Source organism: Cellulomonas hominis (assembly GCF_005239125.1).
Taxonomy (GTDB): domain Bacteria; phylum Actinomycetota; class Actinomycetes; order Actinomycetales; family Cellulomonadaceae; genus Cellulomonas; species Cellulomonas hominis_A.
In genome coordinates this window covers 1-17,887 of the sequence record NZ_SZYE01000004.1, presented here as the reverse complement: position 1 = coordinate 17,887, position 17,887 = coordinate 1, and the positions used below count along the sequence as shown (strand labels likewise).

Below are 17,887 nucleotides of genomic sequence, written 5' to 3'. Positions count from 1 at the left end.
CTCAGATCCCCTGCCAGTCCGGCTTCGCGTCGAACGTCTCGCGGTAGTACGACGCGAGCTGCAGCCGGCCGGCCGCGGCCTCGTCGACGAGGACCGTCGCGTGCGGGTGGTGCTGCAGGATCGTGCCGGGCCACATGGCGCTCACGGCGCCCTCGGCGAGGTGGTGCACGGCCTCGGCCTTGTGCTTCCCGCTGGCCAGCAGGACCACGTGCCGGGCGGACATGATCGTCGCGAGCCCCTGGGTGAGGCAGTGCGTCGGGACCTGGGAGACGTCGCCGCCGAAGAACCGGGCGTTGTCCTCGCGGGTCTGCCGGGTCAGCGTCTTGATCCGGGTGCGGGAGGCGAGCGACGAGCCGGGCTCGTTGAACGCGATGTGCCCGTCGGTGCCCACGCCGAGGATCTGCACGTCCACGCCGCCCGCGTCCGCGATGGCCGCCTCGTACGCCGCGCAGGCCGCGGGGACGTCGTCGGCGAGCCCGTCGGGCCCGTGCACGTCGGCCGGGTCGATGTCGACGCGGGACGCGAACTCCTTCTCGATGACGTTGCGGTACCGCTCGGGGTGGTCGGCGGGGAGGCCGACGTACTCGTCGAGCATGAAGGCGCGCACCCCGGCGAACGACAGGCCCTCCTCGGCGTGCCGGCGGGCCAGCTCGTCGTAGACGGCCAGCGGGCTGGACCCGGTGGCGATGCCGAGGACCGCGTGCCGGCCCTCCGCCGCGCGTGCGCGCACGACCCGCTCGATCGCGTCGGCGGCCAGCCGCGCGAGCTCCGGGCCCGGGGCGATGACGACCTCCATCAGGACTCCTTCCGTCCGACCAGCGCGGCGCCCACGGCACCCACCGGTACTCCGCGCGGCGCGAGGGTCACCCGTTCCGCCATGTGCATCGCGGCCAGGAACGCGGAGTCCCGGGCCTCGTCGTCCAGCCGTGCGCGCACCACCCGCAGCAGCGGGTCGCCGAGCTCGCTGACCCCGCCGCCGACGACGACGTGCGCGACGTCGGTGGTGAGCAGGAGCACGCGCACCGCGGCGGCCACGGCCCCGGCGAACCGGTCGCGCACCGCCACGGCACCAGCATCCCCGGAGTCGGCCGCCTCGAACAGGGCCACGGGTGCGGGCCGGTCGCCGGGGCCGGGCCAGGCGGCGGACAGCGCGCCGCCGGAGGCGTACTGCTCGAGGCAGCCGCGCTGGCCGCACGGGCACGGCAGCCCGCCCGGGACGTGCACCAGGTGGCCGATCTCGCCGGCGACGCCCGAGGCGCCGCGGCGCAGCCGGCCGTCGAGCACCAGCCCCGCCGCGAGCCCGGTGCCGAGCGCGAGGAACGCCAGGTCGGGGGCCGGGTCGGGCAGCAGGTGCGCGGCCCCCAGCGCGGCCACGTTGAGGTCGTTCTCCAGCCGGACCGGGACCCCGCCGAGCGCGGCGGACACGTCGGCGGCCAACGGCACCGCGGTCTCGATGGCGAGGTTCACCGCGTGCTCGACGCGGCCCGCCGCGGGGTCCACGATGCCGGGCAGCCCGATGCCGACCCCGGCCAGCGCGCCCGGGGTGAGCCCGGCCTGCGCGACCAGCGCGTGCACGGCCTCCGCGGCGGTGCCGGCGACGCCCGCGGCCCCGGGCCGGGCGGCGAGCCGCACCGACGGACCGACGGCGCCGTCCGGTGCGACCAGCACGCCGAGCGTCTTGGTCCCGCCGATGTCGAGCCCCACGGACCAGCCCGCGGCGGCGCCCGCCTCCCCGGCGGCCGTACCCGCCGGGGCCCCGGCCGGTACCGGCACACCGGCTCCCTCCGGCCCCGCGGACGCGCCGCGCGGCCAGGTCATCAGCTCGTCCACGTCAGCCCTTCACCGCTCCGGACACCAGCCCCGAGGTCATCCTGCCCTGCACCAGCAGGAAGAACACGATCACGGGCACGGCGATGAGGGTGGACGCGGCCATGACCTCGCCCCAGTCGACGCCGCGGTTCGCCGACGACGCCAGGAACGACCGCAGCCAGAGCGGGAGCGTCCGGGCGGACTCGGCGGGCAGGGCGACCAGCGCGACGGTGAACTCGTTCCAGGCCTGCAGGAACGCGTACACCCCGGAGGCGACCAGGCCGGGCGCCAGCAGCGGGAAGGTGATCCGCAGGAACGCCCTGACCCGGCTGAGCCCGTCGACCATGGCGGCCTCCTCGAGCTCGATCGGCACGCCGGCGACGAACCCGCGCAGCATCCAGATCGTGAACGGCACGACGGCCGCGGTGTACAGGATCGAGACGCCGATGACGCTGTTGAGCAGGTTGACCGAGGACAGCATCTTGTACTGCGCGATGAACAGGCCCTCGGCGGGCAGCATCTGCACGAACAGCACCGCGATGACGAACGTCAGCCGCCCGCGGAACCGGAACCGGCTGATGGCCAGCGCCGCGAGGAACGCGAACACCAGGACCGCCACGACCGTGACGGCGGTGATCGCGAGGCTCATCCGCAGGGCGGTGCCGAACCCGGCGCCGTCCAGGACGGACCGGAAGTTCGCGAGCGTGGCGCCGGTCGGCAGGAACGTCGGCGTCGTGGCCCGCAGCCGGGAGCCCGGCAGCACGGAGGACAGCACCATCCAGTAGACGGGGAACGCCCAGACGACCGCGATGACGACCGCGAGCAGGCCGAGCAGCGCGCGGCGGACGCGGCGACCCGCCCGCCCGCCGGCGCGACCCCGCCGCGGCGCAGGCCCGGCGGCGCTCGGCACGGCGGGGGTGCCGGCCCGGGCGGGCGGGGCGGCGACGGGGTCCACCGACCCCGCCGGGCCCGCGGGGGACGTGGTGGCGCTCATGCGTCCTCCTTCAGCAGGTTCCGGACGTACGGCCAGCTCAGCAGCACGGTCAGCGCGAGCACGAAGATCGACACCGCGGCGGCGCCGGCGAAGTCCTGGCGGCCGATGCCGAGCTCGAAGATGAAGTTGCCCAGCAGGTTCGTCTCGCTGACCGGCGCACCGCTGTCCTGCAGCAGGCGGATCTGCGCGAACACCCGCAGGTCCCAGATGATCTGCAGCAGCAGCACGATCGAGAGCACGGGGCGGATCAGCGGCATCGTGATGTGCCAGAGGATCCGGGTCGGGCCGGCGCCGTCGATGCGGGCGGCCTCGAGCACCTCGTCGGACACCTGGGTGAGCGCGGCGTAGACCGACAGCGCCACGAACGGCACCGACATCCACACGATGATCACGGTCGCGACGAAGAAGAACGACAGCGGCTGGGCGAGCCAGGCGTGCCCGCTGTACTGGTCGAAGCCCAGCTGGACCAGCAGCCAGTTGACGACGCCGGTGCGCCAGTCGAACAGCCACTTCCAGACGGTGACGGCGGCGACCATCGGCATCGCCCAGGCCAGCAGCAGGGCCACCTGCAGCACGATCCGGACGACCGGGTGCACGGCCTTCATCAGCAGGGCGAACAGCACGCCGAGGATCACCGTGGTGAACGCGTTGACCAGGCAGAACACGATGGACCGGGCGACGACGGCCCACAGCCGGTCGTCGGTGAAGATCCGGGCGTAGTTGTCGAGGCCCACGAAGGTCGGGGGCTGGCCGAACTGCTGGGCCAGGCCGAACTCCTGCATCGACGTGACGACCTGCCAGTACAGCGGGTAGCCCAGGCCGGCGAGCAGGACCAGGACGGCGGGGACCAGCAGGACGTAGGCGGTGAGCCCGGGCCGGCGCCGACGGGGGCGGCCGGCGGGTGCGGGGGCCGCCGGCGGGGCGGGCGGGGTGGCCGGCCCGGGGCGGGCCGTGGTGGTGGACATGGCACCTCTCCTGACGAGCGGTGGCCGGACGGTCCCGGCCGCGGGGCGAGGTGCCCCGCGGCCGGGCGGACGTCACTGGCCGTTGAGCATCGGCGTGATCTTCTCGTCGTACTGCGCGGCGAGCTCGGTCACGTCACCGCCCTCGGCGATCGCCTGGAACAGCTCCTCGTAGACGAACGCCGCCTCGACGGCCGCCCAGCCCGGCGCGGCCGGGGTGAGCTTGGAGGAGGACGCCGTCTCGATCATCGTCTGCGCGAACTTGTCGTCGCCGAGCGAGTCGACGTACTGCGAGTTCGCCGGGCCGAGGCCGTTCTCGCCCAGCATCTGCTGGTACTCGGGCGAGAAGATGATCCGCAGCAGGTTCTCGGACAGCTCCGGGTGCTGGGACTTCGCCGAGATGGCGATGTTCGAGCCGCCCGCGAACACCGGCGCGATGCCGCCGTCCACGCCCGGCAGGGCGAAGATGTCGAACTTGGCCTCGTCGACCATGCCGTCGCGGACCTCCTCGCCGGCGTCGTTCGTGGTGAGGTCGCCGATCGACCAGCGGGCCCAGCCCGGGGCCATGATCGTCGCCGCGGCCGGGGCAGCGCCGTCGGCGCCGTCGTTCAGGAAGTCCCAGTACGCCACGTCGCGCTCGGTGGCGGGCACGTTGGACGAGCCCTGGTAGACCGCCTGCCACTGCTCGAGGCCCTTGACGGTGTTCGGGTCGGACAGCGTCGAGGTCCACTCGCCGCCGTCCTCGGTGGCGAGCTCGCCGCCGTTCGCGAACACCCAGGAGATGCCGTTGCGCCAGTCCTGGCCGCCGATCGCGAAGCCCGACTGGGTGTCGGTCTTCAGCGCCGCGACGTCCTGGGCGAACTCGTCGAGCGTCGTCGGCTTCTCGAGGCCGGCCGCGGACCACAGGTCGGCCCGGTAGAACATGTAGCGCGAGCCGAAGTAGTACGGCAGCGCGTAGTTCTTGCCGTCCGCCTTGCCCACCTCGACGAACGAGGGCAGCAGGTCGTCGCCGCCGAGCTCGTCGTAGAGCGGGGTGAGGTCGCGGAACGCCCCGATGGTGGTGAACGTCGGCGACTGGGTGTTGCCGATCTCCACCACGTCGGGCGTGTTCGCCTCGTCGGGCAGCGCCGTCGTCAGCTTGGTGACGACGTCGTTCCAGTCCTGCTCCTCGATGACGAGGGCCGACCCGGGGTTCTCCTCCTCGAAGGTCGTCTTGAGGTAGTCGCGCAGCTCGTCGGGCGTGTCCGCCCCGTTGAGCCAGAGCGTGATCTCCGCGGCCTCGGGGGTCCCGTCGGACCCGGTCGAGCCGCCGTCGTCGCCCGACGAGCAGGCGGTCAGCACGAGCGCCGCCGCCACACCGACGGCTGCCATCCGTACGATCTTCACGTTGGTGTTCCTCCCTGATGCGTGGCGGGGCCTGCAAGCCCCGCCGGGGGTGGTGGTACCGGCACTGCAAGCGGTCGGCTCGGGGTCGTCACGTGACCCCGAGCTGACCGGACAGCACGAGGGCCGCGGCGCCGGACAGCGCCCCGTCCTCGTCCAACGAACCCATCCGCAGCACGAGGTCCTGCCCCAGCAGGGGCAGGGTCCGGGCCCGGAGCGTGGCGAGCGCCTCGACCCTGAGGGCTCCGTCCAGCAGCTCCGGGGGACCCGAGAGCAGGACCTCGGCGAGGTTGAGCGCACTGACGACGGGAGCGAGGGCCACGCCCAGCTTCCGTCCGACCGACGCGAGGACCGCGTCGGACTCCTCGGGGCTGCGGCCGGTGGTGGCGCGGCGCAGCGCGGGCAGGGAGAGCAGCGTCTCCAGGCAGCCGGCGCGCCCGCACGCGCACGGCCGGGGCTCGGGGTCGCCGGCCCGCACGTCGCGGTCGTCGACCACCGTCACGTGCCCGATCTCCCCGGCGGCGTTCGCGCGACCGCGCACGAGGGCGCCGTCCAGCACGATCCCGGCGCCGAGGCCCTGGCCGACGGTCACGACCATGAGGCCGGACCCGCTGGCGCCGCCGTAGGTGTACTCCCCCAGCGCGTGGGTGTTCGCGTCGTTGGCGACCTGGACCGGGACGCCCAGCCGCTCGGCGAGCAGCGCGGCGAGCGGCACGTCGTACCACCCGCGGTTGGGCGCCTCGACGACGACCCCGGCGGCGTCGATCACGCCGGGCGACCCGATGCCGACACCCACCACGGGGCGGTCCGCGGCGGCGAGCAGCTCGCGGCACAGGTCCTCGAGCACCGCGACCGCGGCGTCGCCGGTGCGGCCGTCGAGCGACACGGTGCGCCGCGCGACGACCGCGCCGGTGAGGGTCATGACCGCGCCGCGCAGGCTGGCGTCGTCCGCGAGGTCCACGGCGACGACCTGGAAGTCCTCGGTCCGCATCCCGACGAGGGTCGCGGGCTTGCCGACCTTTCCCTCGGGCCGGACGCCGAGCTCGGCGACCAGGCCCTCGGACATGAGCACCGAGACCAGGTCGGAGACCGTGACCCGGGTCAGGCCGGTGCTGCGCGCGAGGTCGGCGCGGGACGACGGGCCCTGGTGGAACAGGTGCTGCAGGACGAGGGCGCGGTTGTGGGCCCGGGCGTGCTCGGGGAGCACCTTGCCCGTGGGCCGCAGCGTCCGGCCCACCCCGCGGTGCGGGGCTGCGGACGGCGTCGTCGTCGTCATGTTTGTTAGTAGACCTTCCTTACTAATCCCGGGTCAAGACCCCCGTGTGACCGTGACCACATCGTGACCGCACGTTCACGGGGCCGACATCGACGCGGCGCGGGGCCGGCGCCCGGGAATGCGCCGCGGCCCGTCCGCGCTGCACCGGGCATGGAGCTCGGCCTGTACACGTTCGGCGACGTCCACCCCGACCCGGTCACGGGCGCCCGCACCTCCCCCGCGCAGCGCCTGCGCGACGTCCTGGAGCGCGTGCGGCTCGCCGAGCAGGTCGGCCTGGACCACGTCGGGATCGGCGAGCACCACCGCCCCGACTACGCCATCTCCTCCCCCGCGACCGTGATCGCCGCCGCCCTCGCGCAGACCGAGCGGATCGACGTCGGCAGCGCCGTGACCGTGCTGTCCACCGAGGACCCGGTGCGGCTGTACCAGCAGTTCGCGACGATGGACCTGCTGTCCGGCGGCCGCGTCGAGCTGCTCGCGGGGCGCGGGTCGTTCATCGAGTCGTACCCGCTGTTCGGCGCCTCGCTCGACGACTACGACGAGCTCTTCGAGGAGAAGATCCGGCTGCTGCTGCGCATCGACCGCGGCAACCCGGTCACCTGGTCCGGCCGGTTCCGCCCGCCGCTGCACGCCGCGGAGATCCTGCCGCGGCCGCTCGACAAGCCGGGCCTGGGCGAGCACCTGCGGATCGCGGTCGCCACCGGCGGCAACCCCGCGTCCTCGGACCGCGCCGGACGCCTGGGCGTGCCGGTGTCCTACGCGATCATCGGCGGGCGGCCCGCGGACTTCTCCCCGCTCGTCCGGCTGTACCGCGCGGCGCACGCCGAGGCCGGCCACGACCCCGCCACCCAGCGCGTCGAGGTCGCGGGCATGGGGTTCGTCGCCGACGACGCGCAGCAGGCCCGCGAGTTCTTCTTCCCGTACTGGCTCAGCACCATGCGCCGGATCGCCGCCGAGCGCGGCTTCGCCATCCCGAACCGGATCGCGTTCGAGTCGGGGGCGTCCAAGGGCGGGGCCTACTTCGTGGGCTCGCCCGAGGAGGTCGCCGAGCGGGTCGTAGCCCTGCACGCGGCCCTCGGCCACGACCGGCAGATCTTCCAGATGGACCTCAGCGGCGTCCCGCAGCGCGAGTCCCTCCGGGCGATCGAGCTGCTGGGCACCCGGGTGGCCCCGCTCGTCCGCGACGCGCTCGGCGGCTGACGCCACCGGGCCGCACGTCCCGCTCGCCCACCGCCTCCGCCTCGATACGGTGGACCCCGTTCGATCTGCTTCCGAGAGGGACCCGCCGTGACTGCACCCGTCGACGCCACCACCACCGGCGCCTGGACCGCCCTGACCGCCCACGAGGAGGCGTTCGTCCCCGACCTGCGGGGCTGGTTCGACGCCGACCCCGGGCGCGCGACGCGCCTGACCCGGCAGCTGGCCGACCTCACGGTCGACCTGTCGAAGAACCTCGTCACCGACGAGACCCTGTCCCTGCTGGTGGCCCTGGCCGACCAGGTCGGCCTCCGGGCCCGCCTCGACGCGATGTTCGCCGGCGAGCACATCAACGTCACCGAGGACCGCGCCGTGCTGCACACCGCGCTGCGCCGCCCGGCGGACGCCGAGCCGACGCTGGTCGTCGACGGCCAGGACGTGGACGCCGACGTGCAGGAGGTGCTCGCGAAGATCGCCGCGTTCGCCGACAAGGTCCGCTCCGGCGAGTGGACCGGCGTCACCGGCGAGCGCGTCGCCACCGTGGTGAACATCGGCATCGGCGGTTCGGACCTCGGCCCCGTCATGGCGTACGAGGCGCTCAAGCCGTACGTCCAGGACGGCCTCGAGGTGCGGTTCGTGTCGAACATCGACCCGACCGACATCGCCGAGAAGACGAAGGACCTCGACCCGACGACGACGCTGTTCATCGTCGCGTCCAAGACCTTCGGCACGCTGGAGACGCTGACCAACGCGCGCCTGGCCCGCGACTGGCTGTGGCGGGAGCTCGTCGCCGCCGGCGCGATCGAGGACACCGAGGAGGCCCGCACCGGCGCGGTCGCCAAGCACTTCGTCGCGGTGTCGACGGCGCTGGACAAGGTCGCCGCGTTCGGCATCGACCCCGAGAACGCGTTCGGGTTCTGGGACTGGGTCGGCGGCCGCTACTCGGTCGACTCGGCGATCGGCACCTCGCTCGCGATCGCGATCGGCCCGGACGCGTTCGGCGAGTTCCTCGAGGGCTTCCACGCCGTCGACGAGCACGTCCGCACCACGCCGTTCGACCAGAACGTCCCGGTCCTCATGGGCCTGCTCAACGTCTGGTACGTCAACTTCCTCGACGCGCACACGCACGCCGTCCTGCCGTACGCCCAGTACCTGCACCGGTTCCCGGCGTACCTGCAGCAGCTGACCATGGAGTCGAACGGCAAGTCGGTCCGCTGGGACGGCACGCCGGTCACGACCGAGACCGGCGAGGTGTTCTGGGGCGAGCCCGGCACCAACGGCCAGCACGCGTTCTACCAGCTGATCCACCAGGGCACCCGGCTGATCCCGGCCGACTTCATCGCGGTCGCCAACCCGGCGCACCCGCTGAAGGACGGCGGGACGGACGTCCACGGCCTGTTCCTCGCGAACTTCTTCGCCCAGACCAAGGCGCTCGCGTTCGGCAAGACCGCCGACGAGGTCCGCGCCGAGGGCACGGCCGAGGCGATCGTGCCGGCCCGGGTGTTCCCCGGGAACCGCCCGACGACGTCGATCCTCGCGCCGTCGCTGACCCCGTCGGTGCTGGGCCAGCTCATCGCGCTGTACGAGCACATCACGTTCGTCGAGGGCGTCGTGTGGGGCATCGACTCGTTCGACCAGTGGGGCGTCGAGCTCGGCAAGAAGCTCGCGATGGAGATCGCCCCGGCGGTGGAGGGCGACGCGGACGCGCTCGCCGGCCAGGACCCGTCGACCCGGTCGCTGATCGCCCGGTACCTGGAGCTGCGCGAGGGCTGACGCCGGCACGCCACGGGACGGGCCCGCCGCGACCACGCGTCGCGGCGGGCCCGTCGTCGTCTCCGGCGGCCGCCGCGGTGCGCCGCCGCGCCGAGCGAGCAGTCGACGCGTCGAGCGTGTAGTCGGCGCATACTCGCTCGACGCGTCGACTACCCGCTCGGCGGGCGCGCGGTGCGCGGGCGCGCGCGGTGCGCGGCGGCCGCGGCGTGGGCTCAGGCGACGGGGCGCGGGCGCCGGCGGCCCAGCAGGTCGTCCAGCGGGTCGCCCCGGTCCTCCACCTGCGTCGGCACGGGCGGCGCGCCTACCCCCGCGTCGGCGGACGGCAGCACCGGTCCCCCGACCAGCAGCGTCGGCTGCGGCACGGGGATCCCGCGGGCGTCGGGCCACCGGGCCGCGTCGGCGCGCTGCCCGCGGCGCCGCGAACGGGCGTAGCCGCGCAGCCCGAGGCCCACGAGCACCACGACCAGGACCGCGGCCTCGTAGGCGAGCACGACCTGCGCGAACAGCGTCAGCCAGACCTGGAGCGCCAGCACGGCCGCGCCGGCCACCACGGCGACCACCCGTCCCATGAGTCCCCCTCGGCTCATCCCCCCTGCGGTGCGGGCCGCCAGCCTCCCGCCGATCCGGCCCGCGGGTCAAGCCCCGGCGGGCACGTCACCGAACCGGTCGCGGACCCGGGCCACCACCGTGCGGTCGAACGCGTCGTCGTCGTGGTGCGCCGACAGCCGGCGCACGAACGACCCGCCCGCGACCGCGTCGAGCTCCCGCCGGCAGGCGACGGGCCGGGTGACGGCGCTCTCGAGCTGGTCGGCGGCCTCGTCCGGATGAGACGTACGGCCCAGGTGGGCGGTGGCCGCCGGCGTCAGCCCCAGCGCCCCAGCCGCTGCGCGAGCAGCGCGAGCGCCACCGGCCCGGCCGTCGAGGTCCGCAGCACGTGCGGACCCAGCAGCACCGGCTGCGCGCCGGCGTCGACCAGGTCGGCGAGCTCGCGCTCCGCGATCCCGCCCTCGGGCCCGACGACGACGAGCACGTCGGCCGGGGCACCGGGCGCGGGGAGCGCCGCGGCGGCGAGGGGTGTGGTCGCCTCCTCGTGCAGCACGAGCACCGCGCCGCCGGCCTCGACCACCTCGCGCGCGCGGCGGACCAGCGCCGCGCTCGCCAGCGCCACGTCGACGGCGGGCACGTGCGCCCGGCGGGCCTGCTTGGCCGCGGTGCGGACCGTGCCGAGCCAGCGCGCCCGGCTCTTGGCGGCCCGGTCGCCGCGCCAGACGACGATCGACCGCTCCGCCTGCCACGGCACGACGCCGTCGGCGCCGACCTCGGTGGCCGCCTCGATGGCGAGCTCGTCGCGGTCGCCCTTGGCGAGGGCCTGGACGAGCAGCAGCCGCGGCGCGGGCACCGGCTCGACCACGACGGCGCGGACCCGCAGGTGCACGCCCTCGGGCCCGGCCGCCTCGACCTCGCCGACCAGCCGGGTGCCGGCGCCGTCGACGACGTCGACCCGTTCCCCCGCCGCCCGGCGCTGCACGACGCCCGCGTGCCGCCCCTCGGCGCCGGCGAGCAGGTAGCGGCCGCCGACGTCGAGCGCGTCGAGGTCGCCCGGCTCCGCCAGGAAGACCGGTGCCGTCACCTCAGCGCCCGGCGAGCTTGTCGCGCAGCTTCGAGAACACGCCGCCGCCGGAGGCCGACAGCCGCGCCTCGGGGCGCTCCTCGCCGCGCAGGCCCGCGAGCCGGCGGAGCAGCTCGGACTGCTCGTCGTCCAGCGCGGTGGGGACCTTGACGTCGACGTGCACGTGCAGGTCGCCGCGGCCGCCGGCGTGCAGGTGGCCGACACCCAGGCCGCGCAGCGTGACGACCTGCGCGGGCTGGGTGCCCGGGCGCAGGTCGACCTCCTGCGGGCCGTCGAGGGTGTCGAGCGTGAGCACGGTGCCCAGGGCGGCCGCGGTCATCGGGACCTCGAGCGTGCAGTGCAGGTCGTCGCCCTCGCGCAGGAACGTGTCGTGCTTGCGCTCGCGGACCTCGAGGTAGATGTCGCCCGCGGGCCCGCCGGCGGGGCCGACCTCGCCCTGCGCGGTGAGCTTGATCCGGGTGCCGGTGTCGACGCCCGCCGGGACGTCGACCTCGAGCGTGCGGCGCGAGCGGACGCGGCCCTCGCCGGCGCACTCCGTGCACGGCTCGGGGATGACGGTGCCGAAGCCGTGGCACGCGGCGCAGGGCTGCGAGGTCATGACCTGGCCGAGGAACGACCGGGCCACCCGCTGCACGGTGCCGCGGCCGCCGCAGACGTCGCAGGTGCGCGGGGAGGTGCCCGGGCGGCAGCAGGAGCCGTCGCACGTCGGGCAGACCACGGCCGTCTCGACCGGGACCTCGCGGTGCGTGCCGAACGTCGCCTCGGCGAGGTCGATGTCGAGGCGCAGCAGCGCGTCCTGGCCGCGGCGGGCGCGCGGGATGGGCCCGCGCTGCGCGCCCGCGCCGGCGGCGGCGCCGAAGAACGTCTCGAAGATGTCCTGGAAGCCGAAGCCCCCGGCGCCACCCATGCCACCGCCGGGGGACGACGGGTCGGCGCCCATGTCGTACATGCGGCGCTTCTCGGGGTTCGACAGCACCTCGTACGCGCGCGACACGTCCTTGAACCGGTCCTCCGAGCCCGCCTCCGCGCCCGCGACGTCCGGGTGCAGCTCGCGCGCGAGGCGGCGGTAGGCCTTCTTGATCTGCTCGGGCGTGGCGTCACGCTCGACGCCGAGCACCTCGTAGTAGTCGCTCACTCGTCACTTCCTGTGCGTGTGCGGGCCGCGCGCGCGTGCGCGGGGTCGGGCGTTGCCTGTCGAACGTGCACGGACCCGGGTCGGTGCCCGGTGCTGGTCATCCGGCGAGGATCCGGGACAGGTACCGCGCGACGGCGCGCACGGACGCGATGGTCCCGGGGTAGTCCATGCGGAGCGGGCCGACGGAGCCGATCCGGGCCACCGCGGCGCGCTCGCCGCCGCCCCCGTCGAACCCGCCGTACCCGGTGGTCACGAAGCTCGTCTCCACCAGCCCCTCGTGCTGGGTCTCGCGGCCGATCCGGACCGACACCGCGGCCTCGTCCTCGGCCATCTCGCCCAGCAGGCGCAGCAGCACGACCTGCTCCTCGAGCGCCTCCAGGACCGGGCTGATCGTGCGGGCGAAGTCGGCGCCGCCGCCGCGGACCAGGTTCGCGGTGCCCGCCAGGACGACGCGCTCCTCGCTCTCCTGGGCCAGCGTGTCCTCGACCACGTCGACCACGCCGCGCACGAGCGGACCGTCGGCGGGGGCGAAGTCGTCGGCCAGGTCGGACAGCGCGGTGCCGAGCTCGGCGAGCCGCCGGCCCGCCGCCGCGGTGTTCAGCCGGACGCGCAGCCGCGCCACGGTGGCGACGTCCAGGGCGTCGGGGGCCTCGATCGTGCGCTGCTCGACCCGGCCGTGGTCGGTGATGATGACGACCAGCAGGTGCCGGTCGCCGATCGGCACCAGCTCCACGTGCCGCAGGGCCGTGCGGCGCAGCGAGGGGTACTGCACGACGGCGACCTGGTGCGTGAGCTGCGCGAGCAGCCGCACCGAGCGGTCGACCACGTCGTCCAGGTCGGCGGCGTCCTCCAGGAACGTCTCGATGGCGCGGCGCTCCGGGGCGGACAGCGGCTTGATGGTCGCCAGCCGGTCCACGAACATCCGGTAGCCCTTGTCGGTCGGCACCCGGCCGGCCGAGGTGTGCGGCTGCACGATGAGCCCGGCGTCCTCGAGGGCCGCCATGTCGTTGCGGATCGTCGCGGGCGACACCCCGAGGGCGTGCCGCTCGACGAGCGCGCGGGAGCCGACGGGCTCGCGGGTGGCGACGTAGTCCTCCACGATCGCCCGCAGCACGTCCAGCCTGCGGTCCTCGCTCATCGCCACCTCCTCGACCTCCTGGCACTCGCTCGAACCGAGTGCCAATTCTACGCGTCCGCGGGCGCGGTCGCCGCGTCCCGCCGCCGGGCCCGCAGATCGAGCACGCCGACGACGAGGGCGACGGCGACGAGCGACACGGTGAGCAGCAGCGCGCGCCCGGCCGCCGCGCTGCCGTCGACGCCCGAGGCCAGGGCCGAGTAGTACGTCGACAGGGCCACCGCGACGCCGAGCGCCGAGCCGACGCGCTGACCCACCTGCAGCATGCTGCCCGCCACCCCGGCCCGCTCGACCGGCACCCGAGCGAGCGTCAGCGTCTGGTTCGGCGCGATGACCAGGCCGCTGCCGGCGCCCGCGACCATCTGGGTCGCCGCCATCACGAACCCGACGGCCGGCGGGTCGACCAGCCGGATCGCGAGGTCGGTGCCGATCAGGCCGACCACCACGAGCACCAGGCCGATCACCACCAGCGCGCGCCCGCGGGAGGCGACCAGCCGGCCCGAGCGCTGCGCCGACACCGCCGAGGCGATCGCGAACGGCATGTTGACCAGACCGGCCTGCAGCGGGGTGAAGCCGGCGACCTGCTGCAGGTACAGCGTCGCCACCAGGAACACCGACGTGAACCCGCCGAAGTACGCGATGCCGAGCAGCACCCCGTTCCGGAACGCCGGCTCGCCGAGCACCCGCGGGTCCAGCACGGCGGCACCCGTGCGGCGCTGGTACCGGCGCTCCCACAGCACGGTGGCGACGGCGAGGACGGCCGCGACGGCGAGCCACCACCAGCGGGCCGGGTCGTCGCCGCCCTCCCCCGTCGTCGTGACGAACGGCACCATCACCGCGGCGGCGGTCAGCGCGACACCCGCCAGGCCGACGCCGTCCAGCCGCGGCCGGCCGCGCGGGCCGAGGGTGCCGCTCGGTGCCCCGACCGTGCCGCGCGGGAGGAACCTCACCGCGAACGGCAGCACGACCGCGATCACCGGCACGTTCACGAAGAACACCCAGCGCCAGCCCTCCTCGGCGCCGAACGCCTGAATGATCAGGCCGCCGAGCAGCGGGCCCAGCGCGGTCGACACCCCGATGGTGGCGCCGAAGTACCCGAAGGCCTTCCCGCGCTCGTACCCCGAGAACAGCTGCTGGATCGTCCCGACCACCTGCGGGTTCAGCAGGCCGGCGCTCATCCCCTGGAGCAGCCGGGCGACGGCCAGCAGCTCGTCCGACGGCGCCAGGCCGGCGCCCAGGCTGGTGAGGGCGAAGCCGGTCAGGCCGATCAGGAACAGGCCGCGGCGGCCGCGGGCGTCGCCGAGCCGGCCCGCGGGGACCAGCACCAGGCCGAAGGCCAGCGTGTAACCCGCGACGATGAGCTGGAGCTGGCTCGCCCCGGCGTGCAGGCTGCGCTCGATCGACGGCAGGGCGACGTTGACGATCGACACGTCGAGCATCGTGATGAACCCGATGGCCAGGCAGACGCCGAGGGCGCGCCAGCGGTGCGGGTCGGGGGCGGGGCGGTCGCCGGGGGCCTCCCGGCGGTCGGCGGGCGGGTGCTGCGCGGGGCTCGACGTCACCGTCGTGTCGTACCACGCGCGCCGCGGGTCGGCACCTAGGCTGCCGCGGGTGACCGACCGCTACGGAACCGACGTGCTGTCCGGGGCATCCTCGAGCGCGCACCGCCGCCCCACCTCCACCCCGACGCCCGCCGAGCGCGGGCTGGTCGTCGAGGAGGTCACGACCGGCTGGGTCGGGGCCGTCGTCCGGGTGGAGAAGTCGGGCGGCGAGCACGTCGTCGTCCTGGAGGACCGCCGCGGGCGCACGCGGACGTTCCGGCTCGGGCCGGGGTTCTGGGTCGACGGCAAGCCGGTCGAGCTCGTCCCGCCGCGACCGACGGCACCGACCGGGCCGAAGCGCACCGCGTCCGGGTCGCTGGCGGCAGCCGACCAGCGCGCCCGCGTCGCGATCGGCAGCCGGATCTGGGTCGAGGGCAAGCACGACGCCGAGCTCGTCGAGAAGGTCTGGGGCGACGACCTGCGCGCCGAGGGCGTCGTCGTCGAACTGCTCGACGGCGTGGACAACCTCGTGGACGCCCTGCGCGACTTCCGGCCCGGGCCGGGGAAGCGGGTCGGCGTCCTGGTCGACCACCTGGTGCCCGGGTCCAAGGAGCAGCGGATCGCCGACGAGGCGCTGCGCACCGTGCCCGCCGGCACGCTGCTGGTGCTCGGCCACCCCTACGTCGACGTGTGGCAGGCCGTGAAGCCCGCCCGCGTCGGGCTGACCGCGTGGCCGACCATCGAGCGGGGCACCGAGTGGAAGCGCGGCATCCTGCGCGAGCTCGGCTGGCCCGCCGAGGAGCAGGCCGACGTCGCCCGCGCCTGGCAGCGGATCCTGCGGTCCGTGCGGTCCTACGCCGACCTCGAGCCCTCGCTGCTGGGGCGCGTCGAGGAGCTGATCGACTTCGTGACCGCACCCTGACGCGCACGCGACCTCAGGGGGCGACGGGCTCGCCCTGCAGCCGGCGGTACATCCAGGTGGTCGCCAGCAGGCCGACCGGGAACGACACGAGCTGGCCCACGCCGCACAGGGCGGACCCGACCAGGTTCGCGGCGTACACGCCGAGGAACAGCAGCAGGACCGTGCTCAGGTTCCGGGACACCAGGGTGAAGCTCGCCCTGATCGCGTCCACCGGCGCCATGCGCTTGTCGATCACGAAGAACAGCGTGAACTGGGCGAGGAACGCGAACACCAGGCCGGGGATCACGAACAGCAGGGTGCCGACCGCGGTGCCCAGCCCGACGAGCAGCGCCGCGACGACCACCTTGCCGAAGTCGTCGAACCGGAAGAACGTGCCCACCTCGATCCGGCGGCCGTCGGCGACCTCGAGGCTCGCGCGGGTCACGCCGGCCTGCATGAAGGCGGACAGCAGGAACGCGACCGCGGCCACCAGGAGGTAGCCGAACACCAGGCCGACACCCGCGCCGTTCCGCAGCTCCTGCGTGTCCGGGTCGACGCTCGCCACCGTGCCGCCGAGGAGCACGGCGAACAGCACGGCCGAGACCACGACGATGACGGCCAGGTAGGCGAGCACGCCGAGCAGGAACGGGCCGACCTGCTGGGTGAACTTGGTCCAGCCCCAGCTGAACGCGTCGCCGACGCTCGTCCCGGCGGTCGGGGCGCCGTACGCGGGGGCGTCGTAGGGCTGCTGGGCGTAGCCGGGCTGCGGGTACGGCTGCTGGGGCGGGTACGGCTGGCCGGGCGGCGGCTGCTGGCCGTACGGCTGCTGCGGCGGGTACGGCGGCTGCCCGGCGGGCGGCTGCTGACCGTACGGCTGCTGCGGGGAGGGCGGCGGGCCGGCGGGCGGCTGCCCCTGCGGCGGTCGCGGCTCGTCGTCGCGCGGCGGGGTGGTGCCCGGGTTCTCGGTCATCGCGTGCCCTCCTGGTCGGACGTACGTCGCCCGTCCCGCCAGCGAACCGAAGGCGACCCGCGGGTGTCAAGGAGTCCACCGCAGGGGCGAAGGGGACGAAAGACCCGGTCACACCGCTACGCTTCGACCGCCGTAGCCCCGCAGCACCCACGAGGAGACTCATGTCGTACGACCAGCAGCCGCCCGCGGGCGGCCAGCAGCAGCCGCCGTTCGGCGGCCAGCCCCAGCAGCCGTACAGCGGCCAGCCGCAGCAGCCGTACGGGGCCCAGCCGCAGCAGCCGCTGCGCCCGGACGAGGAGAAGACCTGGTCGCTGCTCGCGCACCTGGGCGGCATCCTGTTCGGCTTCCTCGCGCCGCTCGTCGTCTGGCTGGTGTTCAAGGGCCGTGGCCCGTTCCTCGACGACCAGGCCAAGGAGGCGCTGAACTTCCAGATCGCCGTGACGATCGCGTACGTCGCCGCGTGGATCCTCAGCATCGTCTCGGTCGGGATCCTCGCGTTCCTGCCGTTCGTGGTGTGGGTCGCCAGCCTCGTGTTCGCGATCCTCGCGGCCGTGGCCGTCAACAAGGGCCAGTGGTACCGCTACCCGGTCACCCTGCGCCTGGTGAAGTGACACCCACGCGCGAGCAGCACCCCTGAGTGGAAGGTCTGGCCCGACACGCCCACGGCGAGTCCGGCCAGACCTTCCACTCGTCTTCCGGGCGGCGCGCCCCGGGCCTCAGTCCGCGAGGGTGCGGCTCACGCGCCGCGGCCGGCTGCTGGACGGCGGGGTCGCGGCGCATGCGACGAAGCGTAGGGCCCCGGCGGCCCCGCGCGGTCAGCGCCGCGCGAGGTGCGCGACGACCGGGCGGTGGTCGCTGGTGCCCACCCGGTCCAGGACGCCGAACGACGTCACCCGCCACGCGCGCCCGTCGACGAGCACGTGGTCGATCGGCGCGGCCAGGACCCGGGGCACGTCGGACGGCCAGGTGCCCAGCCCGGCGACGCCGGTCGCTGCGGCCGCGTCGACGCACGGACCGAGGTCGCCGAGCCCCGGGTGGTCGAGGGTGGCGTTGAGGTCCCCGGCGACGATCGCGCCCGGGGTGCTGCGGCACACGGCGGCGATGCCGGCGGCGTGCGCGCGCCAGTCGGGCATGGAGGAGGCGGCGGAGGGCGCGCGGGTGTGCGCCGCGACCACGACGCC

Annotated in this window: 17 protein-coding genes; 4 read left to right on the top strand and 13 right to left on the bottom strand. The window is 74.8% G+C overall.

The genetic code is table 11. The features are described from left to right. Position 1: 1 nt before the first annotated feature. The 6 genes from nagB to FA014_RS01230 form a co-directional block, all read right to left on the bottom strand. Positions 2-796 (bottom strand): glucosamine-6-phosphate deaminase, encoded by a 795-nt coding sequence (nagB, locus tag FA014_RS01255; protein WP_154727901.1) that lies wholly within the window; start codon positions 794-796, stop codon positions 2-4. Next, positions 796-1,830 (bottom strand): ROK family protein, encoded by a 1,035-nt coding sequence (locus tag FA014_RS01250; RefSeq protein ID WP_230322775.1) that lies wholly within the window; start codon positions 1,828-1,830, stop codon positions 796-798. The genes nagB and FA014_RS01250 overlap by 1 nt, the downstream gene beginning before the upstream one ends. 1 nt (position 1,831) lies before the next feature. Beyond that, the gene (locus FA014_RS01245; protein ID WP_154727900.1) at positions 1,832-2,803 is read right to left on the bottom strand and encodes a carbohydrate ABC transporter permease; all 972 of its coding nucleotides are present in this window, start codon (positions 2,801-2,803) and stop codon (positions 1,832-1,834) included. Continuing rightward, positions 2,800-3,768 carry a carbohydrate ABC transporter permease gene (locus FA014_RS01240; protein WP_154727899.1) on the bottom strand — a complete coding sequence of 323 codons (969 nt, stop codon included), beginning with the start codon at positions 3,766-3,768 and terminating at the stop codon, positions 2,800-2,802. Before FA014_RS01240 ends, FA014_RS01245 begins: the two co-directional genes overlap by 4 nt. A gap of 72 nt (positions 3,769-3,840) precedes the next feature. Continuing rightward, the gene (locus FA014_RS01235; protein ID WP_154727898.1) at positions 3,841-5,136 is read right to left on the bottom strand and encodes an extracellular solute-binding protein; all 1,296 of its coding nucleotides are present in this window, start codon (positions 5,134-5,136) and stop codon (positions 3,841-3,843) included. Positions 5,137-5,239: 103 nt separating this feature from the next. Beyond that, the gene (locus FA014_RS01230) at positions 5,240-6,424 is read right to left on the bottom strand and encodes an ROK family transcriptional regulator (protein ID WP_154727897.1); all 1,185 of its coding nucleotides are present in this window, start codon (positions 6,422-6,424) and stop codon (positions 5,240-5,242) included. A gap of 150 nt (positions 6,425-6,574) precedes the next feature. On the opposite strand from FA014_RS01230, the gene FA014_RS01225 reads away from it, so the two are divergent. Then, a complete protein-coding gene (locus FA014_RS01225; RefSeq protein WP_154727896.1) occupies positions 6,575-7,624 on the top strand; it encodes an LLM class flavin-dependent oxidoreductase in 1,050 nt (349 codons plus the stop codon). Between the two features lie 87 nt (positions 7,625-7,711). Beyond that, on the top strand, positions 7,712-9,394 hold the full coding sequence (pgi, locus tag FA014_RS01220; protein ID WP_154727895.1) for a glucose-6-phosphate isomerase: 1,683 nt from the start codon (positions 7,712-7,714) through the stop codon (positions 9,392-9,394). 212 nt (positions 9,395-9,606) lie between these two features. Here the strand turns inward: pgi and FA014_RS01215 are convergent, their stop codons facing one another. From FA014_RS01215 to FA014_RS01195, 5 genes are all read right to left on the bottom strand, one after another. Next, positions 9,607-9,981 (bottom strand): hypothetical protein, encoded by a 375-nt coding sequence (locus FA014_RS01215; RefSeq protein ID WP_154727894.1) that lies wholly within the window; start codon positions 9,979-9,981, stop codon positions 9,607-9,609. 275 nt (positions 9,982-10,256) lie between these two features. Next, complete coding sequence (locus FA014_RS01210; protein WP_154727893.1) at positions 10,257-11,024, bottom strand: 16S rRNA (uracil(1498)-N(3))-methyltransferase; 768 nt, start codon at positions 11,022-11,024, stop codon at positions 10,257-10,259. Position 11,025: 1 nt separating this feature from the next. Further along, entirely contained in the window at positions 11,026-12,159 is a 1,134-nt protein-coding gene (dnaJ, locus tag FA014_RS01205; RefSeq protein WP_154727892.1) for a molecular chaperone DnaJ, read from the bottom strand. Positions 12,160-12,256: 97 nt separating this feature from the next. Continuing rightward, the gene (gene hrcA / locus FA014_RS01200; protein ID WP_154727891.1) at positions 12,257-13,297 is read right to left on the bottom strand and encodes a heat-inducible transcriptional repressor HrcA; all 1,041 of its coding nucleotides are present in this window, start codon (positions 13,295-13,297) and stop codon (positions 12,257-12,259) included. Positions 13,298-13,344: 47 nt separating this feature from the next. Further along, positions 13,345-14,856: an MFS transporter gene (locus FA014_RS01195; protein WP_230322774.1), complete on the bottom strand. Its 1,512-nt coding sequence runs from the start codon at positions 14,854-14,856 to the stop codon at positions 13,345-13,347. Between the two features lie 49 nt (positions 14,857-14,905). Between FA014_RS01195 and FA014_RS01190 the strand changes: the two genes are divergently transcribed. After that, on the top strand, positions 14,906-15,757 hold the full coding sequence (locus tag FA014_RS01190; RefSeq protein ID WP_230322773.1) for a DUF3097 domain-containing protein: 852 nt from the start codon (positions 14,906-14,908) through the stop codon (positions 15,755-15,757). 13 nt (positions 15,758-15,770) lie between these two features. Here the strand turns inward: FA014_RS01190 and FA014_RS01185 are convergent, their stop codons facing one another. Continuing rightward, entirely contained in the window at positions 15,771-16,706 is a 936-nt protein-coding gene (locus FA014_RS01185) for a hypothetical protein (protein WP_154727888.1), read from the bottom strand. Between the two features lie 161 nt (positions 16,707-16,867). On the opposite strand from FA014_RS01185, the gene FA014_RS01180 reads away from it, so the two are divergent. Continuing rightward, positions 16,868-17,317, top strand: a complete 450-nt coding sequence (locus tag FA014_RS01180) for a DUF4870 domain-containing protein (RefSeq protein WP_154727887.1) — start codon at positions 16,868-16,870, stop codon at positions 17,315-17,317. Between the two features lie 204 nt (positions 17,318-17,521). On the opposite strand, the gene FA014_RS19785 is transcribed toward FA014_RS01180, so the two are convergent. Beyond that, the coding region (locus FA014_RS19785; protein WP_195969110.1) for an endonuclease/exonuclease/phosphatase family protein at positions 17,522-17,887 on the bottom strand (366 nt) is incomplete at its 5' end.

Bases quoted from the DNA above. Each gene is read 5' to 3' on its own strand.
- nagB (WP_154727901.1), bottom strand. From the start codon at position 796: ATGGAGGTCGTCATCGCCCCGGGCCCGGAGCTCGCGCGGCTGGCCGCC.
- FA014_RS01245 (WP_154727900.1), bottom strand. From the start codon at position 2,803: ATGAGCGCCACCACGTCCCCCGCGGGCCCGGCGGGGTCGGTGGACCCC.
- FA014_RS01240 (WP_154727899.1), bottom strand. From the start codon at position 3,768: ATGTCCACCACCACGGCCCGCCCCGGGCCGGCCACCCCGCCCGCCCCG.
- FA014_RS01235 (WP_154727898.1), bottom strand. From the start codon at position 5,136: ATGGCAGCCGTCGGTGTGGCGGCGGCGCTCGTGCTGACCGCCTGCTCG.
- FA014_RS01230 (WP_154727897.1), bottom strand. From the start codon at position 6,424: ATGACGACGACGACGCCGTCCGCAGCCCCGCACCGCGGGGTGGGCCGG.
- FA014_RS01225 (WP_154727896.1), top strand. From the start codon at position 6,575: ATGGAGCTCGGCCTGTACACGTTCGGCGACGTCCACCCCGACCCGGTC.
- FA014_RS01215 (WP_154727894.1), bottom strand. From the start codon at position 9,981: ATGAGCCGAGGGGGACTCATGGGACGGGTGGTCGCCGTGGTGGCCGGC.
- hrcA (WP_154727891.1), bottom strand. From the start codon at position 13,297: ATGAGCGAGGACCGCAGGCTGGACGTGCTGCGGGCGATCGTGGAGGAC.
- FA014_RS01185 (WP_154727888.1), bottom strand. From the start codon at position 16,706: ATGACCGAGAACCCGGGCACCACCCCGCCGCGCGACGACGAGCCGCGA.
- FA014_RS01180 (WP_154727887.1), top strand. From the start codon at position 16,868: ATGTCGTACGACCAGCAGCCGCCCGCGGGCGGCCAGCAGCAGCCGCCG.